The sequence below is a fragment of the unidentified bacterial endosymbiont genome (genome assembly GCF_918797525.1).
Lineage (GTDB): Bacteria > Pseudomonadota > Gammaproteobacteria > Enterobacterales > Enterobacteriaceae > Enterobacter.
The window spans coordinates 841,654-853,482 of the sequence record NZ_OU963893.1 but is presented as its reverse complement, the minus strand read 5'-3'; the positions used below and the strand labels follow the sequence as shown (position 1 = coordinate 853,482).

The following is an 11,829-nucleotide window of genomic DNA, read 5'->3' as shown; positions in this document are numbered from 1 at the left end:
TACGGCCTTAATTACCCTCAAGAAAACGCGAGGAAAGGAGAAACACAAAGCAACAGTCCAGTGATGACAATAATCACCAGAGATGCGCCTCTATATTTCTGCAGAGTCGGTACTTTATAGACCAACCATGCAGGGATCAGGCAACCCACTACCCCAAAGATTGGGCTGCAAACGGATGTAAAGCTCAGCACTGGAGCGTTTAACACAATGGCGCTCCAGGCCAGCAGAATGGCAAATAGCATGATTCCGCGCTGCACGGCGCGTTCATTGATATTCTCTGCCAGCATTTTGCGACGCAGAATGTTCATTACGATGCCCTGCGTGGCCTCACGAAAGCCAAGATAAACACCGAAGAATGCGGTCATAACGGCGAAAATATTCAGGATAACGCTGACGATTTTCACCCAGCCCGCACCGTCACCGCTGATAAACTGCGCCGCAATCGCCAGGGCAGAGATATTCTGCTCATAGGCTTTTACTGCTTCTTCATGCCCCATCGCCAGAGTGAAGGAGACCGCATAGAAGAAGACCGTGACAAACAGCACGCCAAAGGCAATATTCATCGCTCGTAGCGCTTTATGCCGCGCAACATCTACAGACTTTTCCCGTGAGCGATAGGAAATTACCATCGGGCTTAATGTCTGAATAAAAAGAATTGATGTCAGGGTAAAGGGCAACGTAATAATGGCATTTTTTATTAGCAGTCCTACTGGGGGCAACGTACCAGCATTGACTAGATGCCAAAGTCCAATCATCGACAGTCCCAGCGCTGCGACCACCAGCAGCTTTGTCAGTACCATCAGGCTGGAGACTTTAAATAGCAGCTTTTCACCCCGCGAGGAGATGGCCACCAGAATACAGATCAGGAATAAACCATAGAACGGATTTTCTGAGAGCAGGCCATCCGTTATGCCAAAAGTATGTAAATACGAAGCACTGTCATTGGTAATAGCCGTGGCATAGACAAACATCCAGATCACAAGCATTACGAAATAAAGAGCGCCTAATAATACTCCCCAGTTTTTTCCGAGATAGCCGCTAATGATACTTGGGTAGTCTTTACATTCGGGCGACTCTGCCAGCGTATTAATAAACAATCGTTGAAAGAGGTACATAGCCGGATAACCAATAATTGATGAGAGTAAAAATACCCATAACCCCATTAACCCTACCTGCACCGGGAGAAAAACAATTCCCGCACCGATAGCCATTCCAATACTCATGATGACCCAACCCGTATCGGTGCTATCGAATTTAATGGCCTCTCGCCACTCACTTTCGCTCATTCCTGCCCGCCTTGCCGCAGGAGAATCACTCACAACCACACTGCCGTTTGTTGACGTATCCATAAATACACTCGCTTAATTTGTAGGGTATAGAATTATTTTTATTTGTTTCTGCCCACCAGCGATAATGAGTCAGATGGCTGCAGGTGCGAGTTATTGGTATGAAAAGATCATACGATGAACGTGAGAGAAAAAAGTCACAACTTTTGTATGGTTTTATGCAGAAAGGAGAAATTATTTCCTTTTAAAGTTAGTTTTTTGCTGTATTTTCCTAAAGGTGATCTTGCTCAAAGAATAAAATGCCTAAGCAGAAGGGGGGGGACGGACTTGCGTCATACTGACTGCGAAAACACGCCCTGCTGTGGCGCGTATGTCAGGATAGTTAAGCGGGCGCTGTTGCTAAGTTTGTGATGAATTAGCCTGGGGTCTTTTTGAAAAGTCTTATCTCTTAAGACCCGGCTCACCAGACGCATCTCGTCCAGGGGACGACCAAAATAACATTTACGGGTTCGCCGGAAATGCTGACCCGTCCAGATAAGTTATGCCATATCCCGACACCCTGATTGGCTCTGTGGTGTACGCCACAGCCCTTTGCATGACGGTTTCCTTCTCTCCTGCAGGAAGGCAGAACACCACGCCTCCAGCGCCAGAGTGAGTTCCCGCGTTAAACTGCCAGTACTCAGCTTGTGCAACGAAGGCGCTGCCGTCCTGTCGCAGGTCAATATGCATTACGGAGTGATTTTTCTGCAGATCTTTCTTTACGCCAAGCGGTTTACCGGTTTTAGCAAGCAAACCGGAACAGCCTCTCCCCGCCCCCCCCCTGGAAAGCCGCATAACTGATGATGGCTGCCACTTTGGTCGCAGTGACCTTGTCATACTTCAGCGCGTCCTGTAACTCATCGGTCCAGATCTCACTGATTTTTGCGACGGCGTTGGCCATCGCGTTGTGTTGATCATTTATGACAGCCCTTACACTATTTTCCATACGCTCCAGCATCGCAGAGGGCAGCAACACACCATTCACCGTGATATCAGTATGGCTTAGCCCTCCCCTGGGCAGATCTTTCACTATCTCATTAAACTCTTCGCCCTTCGAGATTTGATGTTCAAAGGTGCAGTCGTCCATCACGATGGCGCAGGGGGGTTTTGCATGTTCAGGCTGTGTCAGTGCAGAATACACCTTGCACAAGGTTTCCCAGCTACTGACCTTCCAGACGTGCGTATCTTGAGGAGCGATCAGCTCGCCGTTGAGAAGACCGTCCTGGGCAAACAGCGCTGCAACGGGGAAACCCTGCATCATAGCCTGTCGCCACAATTGCATTTGGGTGTCCAGCTCCAGATTCCTGAAGAGGGTTACAAGAGTTTCGCCGTCGGCATTTCTTGCCTGACAGGTCAGAAAATTCAGCCATGTGGTCTCTGAGGCTCGAGGACTGTCTGTTTGTGCAAGCAAAGGCAGCCGCACACCTGACAGGAAGTCCGGCACGATCCCGTCCTTGAAGAAAAGCTCTCCGCGCAGACAAATGACACCAGAAGGATCGGTAGTCAGAGCGGCATCCTTCAGCGTGATGAAGCTGGCGAGCAGCGGATGTCGATCCAGTAGTCGGACCACCGCCTCTGTCGCGAGAGCGTCCATACGAATGTCTCTGGTTTCCAGGCCGTACGTCTGCTGCATCAAACGGGCCAGCGCCTCAGAAAGAGCATCGTTATCACCGTTATTCGGCCTTAACATCGTCAGTTCTGAGTATGCATACAGGATGGCGGCATCCCGCTGGGTATCTGCAGTGTCGCTTAGCCCGAAAAAATCCTTGATACGCTCCCAGAGGGATAATTTCGGGAACGTGTCCCGAAGGCTGGTGACCGCCCGGCTTAGCGCCAGATCGGAGTGAGAATTACCATAGTTATCAAAACCGAGGCGAAAAGCCCTACTCAGCTCGGTAGCTTTGTCGTCACTCAGTGACGGGAACTGCCCGAAAACCGGCTGGATCGCTGCTGAGGCTGTTACAGGGTATGACATAGCGAATATCTCCATAAGCCAGGTAGGGTTCCATCGCTTATCGCAACGATGCCTGAAGAGTCTGCGGCATTAACTGACGATGATAAAAGGCGGCGAATCTCCATTAACCAACATGTTTTTACATCTGTCATTATTGACTAGTCATAGCACCCAGACACCAGGCCCACAATAGGGTTAAAACCCGACACTATCTGTATTAAAGGAATATTAAACGATGATGGAATTATCAAGCTGAAAGAAATTAACCTGAGCGATGCTAACCTGCTCAACATTCATGTAGAAGGGACTAAATTGCCTTTAGCGCTCGCCGTTAAACACTCCCTAAAAAGAGATAATATTAACGATAGCGATGAAGGCGTTAGGGCTGGAATGCGCTTGCGTTGATTAGTATGATAGAAAGCGCAATCCATGTTGGCTGATCTCTGTATTTTAGGTAAAGGACGAAGTGACATGAAAATAACTGATGATGCTCAGCTACGTTCTGATTTACTCAGTCTTATTTGCAGAAGATAAAAATATTGTTGAACATCAGGTTGGCACACTGGAGGAAGCGATTCAGGATTGTTGTTTGGATTTTTACGGCTGTGTCATCATGATGATTTGGGTCTTTTCACGAACGAAAGGGAATATGTGATATCGACGGGGCCCGGTTTATGCTTTGCAATGCTTATCGCTATTGTTGTGCAACCACCAGGGCTGGCCTTTACAGCCCGGCGCTTCTGGAAAGTGAACAAATATTAATTTGTTTAACACTCTTTCGTCAAAAGATGTCACCGAAATGCAAGGTTGAAGTTACAACCGTTGGCGTATCTCATTTAAGCGCATCAGCACCTGAGACACACCAACGTATTGTTTTAGAAGAAGTTGAAGCTGACCGATAAGCCGGGTTCTGTCGTTGGACAGTCATTCATCTAGGCCAGCAATCGCTCACTGGCTCAAGCAGCCTACCCGGGTTCAGTACGGGCCGTACCATGTGAACCCCTATTTGGCCTTGCTCCGGGTGGAGTTTACCGTGCCACGGACTGTTACCAGCCGCGCGGTGCGCTCTTACCGCACCCTTTCACCCTTACCTGATCCCACTTGCGTGGGCCATCGGCGGTTTGCTCTCTGTTGCACTGGTCGTGGGTTTCCCCCCCAGGCGTTACCTGGCACCCTGCCCTGTGGAGCCCGGACTTTCCTCCCCTCCGCCCGTCTCCCCCCGAAAGGGGACGACGACGAAGCGGCGACTGTCTGGTCAGCTTCGGCGCGAAGTATAGAGGGTTTGCGCGCCGCTGTCACCCTTGGGTGTGCATCCCCACCTGCAAAGTGGCTGCGATATTCCGTGACGCGCGATAAATGTTGTCATAGGCCCCGCGAAAAGCCTCCTCCAGCGAGCCAATAGTGGTCAGCACGCTGAACACCGCGTCGATACCATACTGGTGTACCACGCCCACGTCCTGGGTCAGGCTACCGGCAATACCAATCACCGGCTTGTGGTATTTTTTGGCAACGTTTGCCACACCAACCGGGACTTTGCCGTGAATGCTCTGGCTGTCGATGCGCCCTTCCCCCGTCAGCACCCAAGTACAATCATGTATATGCTCTTCGAGGTTAAGCGCCTGGGTGACAATCTCAATGCCGCTTTTAAGCTCAGCGCCGAGAAATGCCATGAGTGCTGCCCCCATTCCACCGGCAGCTCCCGCACCCGGAACGTGCTTCACGTCGATGTGCAGGGATTTTTTGATGATGTCGGCATAGTGGCTGAGGCTGGCGTCGAGTTGGAGGATCATCCCCTCTGTCGCCCCTTTCTGAGGGCCAAAGATCCGGGACGCCCCTTTATCTCCTACCAGCGGATTAGTCACATCGCAGGCAACGCGGAGGGTGCAGCCCTCGAGCCGGGTATCCAGCCCTGAGACGTCAATGCTGTTGAGCGCCATCAGGCTACCGCCGCCGTAACCTATCTCAGTCCCGTTCGCATCCGTCAGCTTCGCCCCAAGCGCCTGCATCATACCGGCGCCGCCGTCGTTGGTTGAACTGCCGCCAATACCGATGATGATGTTGCGCGCGCCTTTGTCCAGTGCGCTGAGGATCAGCTCTCCCGTGCCACGTGAAGTCGTCACCAGCGGGTTACGCTGGGCCGGAGGAACAAGCGCCAGACCGCTGGCAGCCGCCATCTCAATAAATGCCGTGCTGCCATCGCCGGACATGCCCCAGCAGGCATTCACTTTTTCACCCAACGGGCCGGTGACCACAGCGTGCTGTTCCGTGCCCTGGGTGGCGGCGATCATCGCTTCGACCGTTCCTTCTCCACCATCAGCAACAGGAACAGAAACATAAAGTGCGTCGGGGAAAATCTCCCGAAATCCTTTTTCTATCGCCTGAGCTACCTCGGTGGCAGAAAGGCTTTCTTTATAAGAGTCTGGCGCGATTACAATTTTCATAGTTGTAGCCTGTTGCTGCACTCGGCAAAAATACCGGGCGCGTTCCCGCGCCCGTTTTTTATCAGCGAGAGATTTCCACCTTCGCCAGTTTTTCGTAGTAGCACGCAATGGCACTGTGGTCAGCGGTACCCAGGCCATCCGCACGCAGCGCCTGCATCATTTCCATTACTGCGGCGGTCAGCGGTAGCTGTGCGCCCACGCCGTGGGAGGTATCGAGCGCGTTCGCCAGATCTTTAATGTGCAGGTCGATACGGAAACCCGGCTTGAAGTTACGATCCATCACCATCGGCGCTTTGGCATCCAGTACGGTGCTGCCCGCCAGACCACCACGAATGGCCTGGTAAACCAGGTCCGGGTCAACGCCCGCTTTGGTTGCCAGCGTCAGCGCTTCAGACATGGCGGCGATGTTCAGCGCCACAATCACCTGGTTCGCCAGCTTAGTGACGTTACCTGCACCGATTTCACCGGTATGCACCACGGAGCCCGCCATCGCTTTCATCAGGTCGTAGTATTTGTCGAAAATCGCCTTGTCGCCGCCCACCATCACCGACAGTGTGCCGTCAATGGCTTTTGGCTCGCCGCCACTGACCGGTGCGTCCAGCATATTAACGCCTTTCGCTTTCAGCGCCTCGCTGATTTCACGGCTTGCCAGCGGCGCGATAGAACTCATATCAATCACCACCAGGCCCGGTTTCGCGCCCTCGATAATGCCGTTCTCACCCAGCGCCACCTCTTTCACGTGCGGGGAGTTTGGCAGCATGGTGATGACGACATCGCACTGCCCGGCAATCGCCTTTGCGGTAGATGCCGCTTCGGCACCGGCAGAAATGACTTCTGCTACCGCTTCGGGATTGCGGTCTGAAACCACCAGTGAGTAACCTGCTTTAATGAGGTTCTTACTCATTGGTTTACCCATGATCCCCAGGCCAATAAAACCTACTTTCAGCGTCATAATCTGTTTCCTCAATGATGGTTATTTTTTAAAAGCGTCCGCTAATCTCTGCGTCGCCGCGCGGAATACGCCAAGGTCACTGCCTACGGCAACGAACGTTGCGCCCCACTCCAGGTAGCGGCGGGCATCGGCTTCCATCGGCGCCAGAATGCCGCACGGTTTACCGTGCGCTTTGGCGCGAGCAAAGATATGCTGGATTGCGCGCTGCACGTCCGGGTGGCCAGCATTACCCAGGTGGCCAAAGGCGGCAGCCAGATCGCTCGGGCCGACGAAAATACCGTCTACGCCTTCGGTTGCGGCAATGGCGTCGACGTTATCAACACCCTGCTGGCTCTCTATCTGCACCAGAATGGTGATGTTCTTGTTGGACTGCGCGAAGTAGTCCGGCACGGTGCCAAACATGTTGGCGCGGTGGGAGACGGACACACCGCGAATACCCTCTGGCGGATAGCGAGTAGAGGCTACGGCCTGTACGGCTTCTTCTTCCGTTTCCACAAACGGGATCAGGAAGTTGTAAAAACCGATATCCAGCAGACGCTTGATAATCACCGGTTCGTTGGTGGGAACACGCACCACCGGCGTGCTGTAGCTGCCTTTCAGCGCCATCAACTGGGGAATAAATGTGCTGATATCATTTGGCGCATGCTCGCCGTCCAGCACCAGCCAGTCAAAACCGGCCAGGCCCAGCACCTCGGTGCTGACAGGGCTTGCCAGCGCAGACCAACAGCCAATCTGAATCTGATTCGCCGCAAGGGCGGCTTTGAATTTGTTCGGGAAGATATCGTTACTCATCGCTTATACCTTTGCTTATTTCTGCAATTCCATACGTTTGATGTCCCCTACCACGAACAGGTAGCAGAACATCGCCATCAACGCTGAACAGCCGACAAATACCAGTGCCGCGTTGAACGAATGCAGTTCACTGACCAGATAACCAATGACCAGCGGCGTCGCGATGGACGCCACGTTGCCAAAGACGTTAAACACACCGCCGCACAGGCCGACAATCTCTTTTGGCGCCGTGTCTGAAATGACCGGCCAGCCCAGCGCGCCAAAGCCTTTACCGAAGAACGCCAGCGCCATCAGAGCCACCACCAGCACGGTGTGGTTGGTGTAGTTGCACAGGATGATGGACGATGCCAGCAGCATACCGAGCACAATCGGCAGTTTACGCGCCAGGGTGATCGACTTGCCTTGTTTAATCAGGTAATCCGAGAATATGCCCCCCAGCACGCCGCCAGCGAAGCCGCACAGTGCAGGAATGGACGCCACCAGGCCCACCTTCAGAATCGACATACCTTTTTCCTGCACCAGATAAATCGGGAACCAGGTGAGGAAGAACCAGGTGATGGTGTTGATAAAGTATTGCCCAAAAAAGACGCCCAGCATCATGCGGTTGGTCAATAACTGCTTGATGTAGTGGAGTTTCGGGCCGTTAGCCGCCTGAGTGCCAGGCTTTTTGTGGTCCATATCCACCACGGCGCCGCCTTCGGAGATGAACTTCAGCTCCTGGCCAGACATCCGCGGGTGATCGGTCGGATTATGGATATACTTCACCCATACAGCGGTTAGCACAAAGCCGATTACGCCCATCACGGTGAAAACATGTTCCCAGCCCCAGGCGAAAGTCAGCCAGCCAAGCAGCGGAGAGAAAATCGCCAGCGAAAAGTATTGCGCAGCGTTAAAGAGGGCTGAGGCCGTACCGCGCTCTTTAGTCGGGAACCAGGCCGCGACGATACGGGCATTTGCCGGAAAAGAGGGCGCTTCCGAGAAGCCGAGCATAAAGCGCATGATAAACATCGATACGCCCGCCCAGGCCAGCGGAAAGATATCCACAAAGCCCTGCATGAATGTGAACAACGACCAGAAGAACAGGCTGTAGGTATAAACCTTTTTAGAGCCGAACTTATCGAGCAGCCAACCGCCGGGGATCTGCATCAGCAGGTAGGCCCAGCCGAAGGCGGAGAAGATGTAACCCATTGATACTGCACTTAACTGCAGTTCCTTTGCCACCTCGGTCCCGGCAATCGACAGCGTTGCACGGTCAGCGTAATTGATGGCCGTAACAATAAATATTATCAGTAGAATTAAATATCGGGTGGGCACACCCTTTTTCGCTTCTACGGTGGTATCCAGTATCATGTTTATTTCCTCGGGCATATCGATATATTTATAATTTTTAGAAAAAGTATTTCCTGATTATTTATCGATAGCAGGCATATATCAGGTAATTAACCAGACGCAATCAAAACGTGATTCAGTATAATCATCACCCAAAGACTACACATTGTCCTAACGCTCAATTATCACCGCCCGATTCAACAATATTTTGAGCATATGCACAATGTACTGGGCGCTGATGCACAGAATCGACCATTACCGTCCAGGCAGCGCTAGCTCTCGCTTTAGGGAGTGATCTGGATCACATTCTTACCTCCTGAGTCCTGACATTCTTTATTTAAGAAAGCAGCCCTTTTATTTCGATAATAAGAAAATAAACATCTGGTGAGCTGCATTAATTATCAGACACTTTGCTGGAGAATACTGAGCAATGGCCGACATCGAAATTCGACAAGCGTCACCAACGGCGTTCTATATAAAAGTTCACGATACGGATAACGTGGCGATAATTGTCAACGACAACGGCTTAAAGGCGGGAACCCGATTCCCGGACGGGCTGGAATTGATTGAGCATATTCCGCAGGGCCATAAAGTTGCGCTGGTCGATATCCCGGCGCATGGCGAAATCGTACGTTATGGCGAAGTAATAGGTTTTGCCGTACGCGCGATCCCACAGGGAAGCTGGATTGAAGAGTCGCTGGTCGAGCTGCCAAAAGCCCCGCCGCTCAATACCCTGCCGCTGGCGACGCGCGTTCCTGAACCGTTGCCGCCGCTGAAGGGCTATACCTTTGAAGGCTATCGCAATGCCGACGGCAGCGTCGGCACCAAAAATCTGCTCGGTATTACCACCAGCGTACACTGCGTGGCGGGCGTAGTGGATTATGCGGTCAAAATCATCGAGCGCGACCTGCTGCCAAAATATCCGAACGTGGATGGCGTCGTCGGCCTGAACCACCTTTACGGCTGCGGCGTAGCGATCAATGCGCCGGCTGCGGTGGTGCCAATCCGCACTATCCACAACATCGCCCTGAACCCGAATTTTGGCGGCGAAGTCATGGTGATTGGCCTGGGCTGTGAAAAGCTGCAGCCTGAACGCTTGCTGCAGGGCACTGAGGATGTTAAAGCCATTGCGGTAGACGATGCCAGCATTGTGCGCCTGCAGGATGAACATCACGTCGGGTTTAAATCGATGGTCGAGGATATTCTTCAGGTGGCAGAACGTCATCTGGTCAAACTGAACGCCCGTCAGCGTGAAATCTGCCCGGCCTCCGAGCTGGTGGTGGGTACTCAGTGCGGCGGCAGCGATGCATTTTCCGGCGTCACCGCCAACCCGGCGGTAGGCTATGCCTCCGACCTGTTCGTGCGCTGCGGCGCCACGGTGATGTTTTCTGAGGTGACCGAGGTGCGAGATGCCATTCATCTGCTTACCCCGCGCGCTGCCAACGAAGAGGTCGGTAGACGCCTGCTTGAAGAGATGGCCTGGTACGATAATTACCTTGATATGGGTCAAACCGACCGCAGCGCCAATCCCTCACCGGGTAACAAAAAAGGCGGCCTGGCGAACGTGGTGGAAAAAGCCCTTGGCTCGATTGCCAAATCCGGCCAGAGCGCGATTGTCGAAGTGCTCTCTGCGGGCCAGCGACCCACTCAGCGCGGGCTAATTTACGCGGCAACGCCTGCCAGCGATTTCGTTTGTGGCACACAACAGGTGGCATCCGGCATTACGGTGCAGGTCTTTACTACCGGGCGCGGCACGCCGTACGGCCTGATGGCGGTGCCGGTAATAAAAATGGCGACCCGCACCGAACTGGCAAACCGCTGGTATGACTTAATGGACATCAACGCGGGCACTGTCGCCACCGGCGAAGAGAGCATTGAGGATGTAGGCTGGAAGCTGTTCCACTTCATTCTCGACGTGGCGAGCGGCCGTAAGAAAACCTTCTCCGACCAATGGGGATTACATAATCAGCTGGCGGTGTTTAACCCGGCGCCAGTGACGTGAGTTAACAATAAACCTTATTGAGCATGGCTTCTCGGCCATGCTTTTTTTTACCTTTTACACTTTCGATTCCTTGCCTTAACTTTCGATTCTTTCATTTTTAAGAAGTAAATCACAAAATAACATTCCGAAACCCTATACATTCTTTCGCATAAACAAGGCGAAAGGTTTCGGAGGAAAGATGTTTATCATCTCATCAAAAGCGATGCTGCTTAAAGCTCAGCGCGAGGGTTATGCCGTTCCGGCATTCAATATCCATAATCTCGAAACGCTGCAGGTGGTGGTTGAAACTGCCGCTGAAATGCGTTCTCCGCTTATCGTGGCAGGAACGCCCGGCACGTTTAGCTATGCAGGCACCGGAAACGTGGTCGCCATAGCCCGCGATCTGGCAAAAACCTGCAATCAGCCGCTGGCGATCCATCTCGATCACCATGAGGATTTCGACGATATTACCGTAAAAGTCCATACGGGGATCCGCTCAGCGATGATCGACGGATCGCATCACGCCTTCGCTGATAACGTCGCCCTGGTGAAGAAAGTGACGGATTATTGCCATCGCTACGACGTCAGCGTTGAGGCTGAACTTGGCCGCCTTGGCGGGCAGGAGGATGACCTGATTGTCGACAGCAAAGATGCGCTCTACACCAATCCGCAGCAAGCGCGTGAGTTTGTTGAGCTAACGGGCATCGACTCACTGGCCATCGCCATCGGTACCGCGCATGGTCTTTATAACGTTACCCCGAAACTTGATTTTGAACGGCTGGCAGAAATCCGCAGCCAGGTCGATATCCCCCTGGTTCTGCACGGCGCTTCCGGGTTATCGAAGGCCGATATCCGTAAGGCGATAAGCCTTGGTATCTGTAAGGTCAACGTCGCCACGGAACTCAAAATCGCCTTTTCGAATGCACTGAAAACCTATCTCGCTTCACATCCCGATGCCAACGACCCGCGTCATTACATGGCGCCGGCAAAAAGCGCCATGAAACAGGTTGTACGCAAGGTAATTGCCGATTGCGGTTGTGAAGGTAAACGCTAAA

The 11,829-nt window shown here is 52.7% G+C and carries 9 protein-coding genes and 1 other RNA gene; 2 read left to right on the top strand and 8 right to left on the bottom strand.

What is annotated here, in order from left to right; all coding sequences use genetic code 11:
- Positions 1-17: 17 nt before the first annotated feature.
- The 8 genes from NL510_RS04090 to NL510_RS04055 all read right to left on the bottom strand — a co-directional run bounded on the left by NL510_RS04090 (position 18) and on the right by NL510_RS04055 (position 8,814).
- Positions 18-1,349 carry an SLC5/6 family protein gene (locus NL510_RS04090; RefSeq protein ID WP_253381795.1) on the bottom strand — a complete coding sequence of 444 codons (1,332 nt, stop codon included), beginning with the start codon at positions 1,347-1,349 and terminating at the stop codon, positions 18-20.
- A gap of 438 nt (positions 1,350-1,787) precedes the next feature.
- Positions 1,788-2,078, bottom strand: a complete 291-nt coding sequence (locus tag NL510_RS04085) for a hypothetical protein (protein WP_253381794.1) — start codon at positions 2,076-2,078, stop codon at positions 1,788-1,790.
- On the bottom strand, positions 2,068-3,300 hold the full coding sequence (locus NL510_RS04080) for a hypothetical protein (protein WP_253381792.1): 1,233 nt from the start codon (positions 3,298-3,300) through the stop codon (positions 2,068-2,070). The genes NL510_RS04085 and NL510_RS04080 overlap by 11 nt, the downstream gene beginning before the upstream one ends.
- Before the next feature lie 862 nt (positions 3,301-4,162).
- Positions 4,163-4,542: RNase P RNA component class A (gene rnpB, locus NL510_RS04075), an RNA gene on the bottom strand.
- Positions 4,543-4,574: 32 nt separating this feature from the next.
- Positions 4,575-5,720, bottom strand: a complete 1,146-nt coding sequence (garK, locus tag NL510_RS04070; RefSeq protein WP_253381789.1) for a glycerate 2-kinase — start codon at positions 5,718-5,720, stop codon at positions 4,575-4,577.
- Positions 5,721-5,781: 61 nt separating this feature from the next.
- Entirely contained in the window at positions 5,782-6,672 is an 891-nt protein-coding gene (gene garR, locus NL510_RS04065; protein ID WP_253381787.1) for a 2-hydroxy-3-oxopropionate reductase, read from the bottom strand.
- 21 nt (positions 6,673-6,693) lie between these two features.
- A complete protein-coding gene (garL, locus tag NL510_RS04060; protein WP_253381785.1) occupies positions 6,694-7,464 on the bottom strand; it encodes a 2-dehydro-3-deoxyglucarate aldolase in 771 nt (256 codons plus the stop codon).
- Between the two features lie 15 nt (positions 7,465-7,479).
- The gene (locus NL510_RS04055) at positions 7,480-8,814 is read right to left on the bottom strand and encodes an MFS transporter (RefSeq protein WP_253381783.1); all 1,335 of its coding nucleotides are present in this window, start codon (positions 8,812-8,814) and stop codon (positions 7,480-7,482) included.
- A gap of 409 nt (positions 8,815-9,223) precedes the next feature.
- Here NL510_RS04055 and garD point away from each other — a divergent pair, with 409 nt between their 5' ends.
- Together garD and NL510_RS04045 are read left to right on the top strand one after the other, a co-directional pair.
- Positions 9,224-10,795, top strand: a complete 1,572-nt coding sequence (garD, locus tag NL510_RS04050; RefSeq protein ID WP_253381781.1) for a galactarate dehydratase — start codon at positions 9,224-9,226, stop codon at positions 10,793-10,795.
- A gap of 178 nt (positions 10,796-10,973) precedes the next feature.
- On the top strand, positions 10,974-11,828 hold the full coding sequence (locus tag NL510_RS04045) for a tagatose bisphosphate family class II aldolase (RefSeq protein WP_253381779.1): 855 nt from the start codon (positions 10,974-10,976) through the stop codon (positions 11,826-11,828).
- Position 11,829 lies beyond the last annotated feature (1 nt).

Bases quoted from the DNA above. Each gene is read 5' to 3' on its own strand.
- NL510_RS04090 (WP_253381795.1), bottom strand. From the start codon at position 1,349: ATGGATACGTCAACAAACGGCAGTGTGGTTGTGAGTGATTCTCCTGCG.
- NL510_RS04080 (WP_253381792.1), bottom strand. From the start codon at position 3,300: ATGTCATACCCTGTAACAGCCTCAGCAGCGATCCAGCCGGTTTTCGGG.
- NL510_RS04045 (WP_253381779.1), top strand. From the start codon at position 10,974: ATGTTTATCATCTCATCAAAAGCGATGCTGCTTAAAGCTCAGCGCGAG.
- garK (WP_253381789.1), bottom strand. From the start codon at position 5,720: ATGAAAATTGTAATCGCGCCAGACTCTTATAAAGAAAGCCTTTCTGCC.
- garD (WP_253381781.1), top strand. From the start codon at position 9,224: ATGGCCGACATCGAAATTCGACAAGCGTCACCAACGGCGTTCTATATA.
- garR (WP_253381787.1), bottom strand. From the start codon at position 6,672: ATGACGCTGAAAGTAGGTTTTATTGGCCTGGGGATCATGGGTAAACCA.
- garL (WP_253381785.1), bottom strand. From the start codon at position 7,464: ATGAGTAACGATATCTTCCCGAACAAATTCAAAGCCGCCCTTGCGGCG.
- NL510_RS04055 (WP_253381783.1), bottom strand. From the start codon at position 8,814: ATGATACTGGATACCACCGTAGAAGCGAAAAAGGGTGTGCCCACCCGA.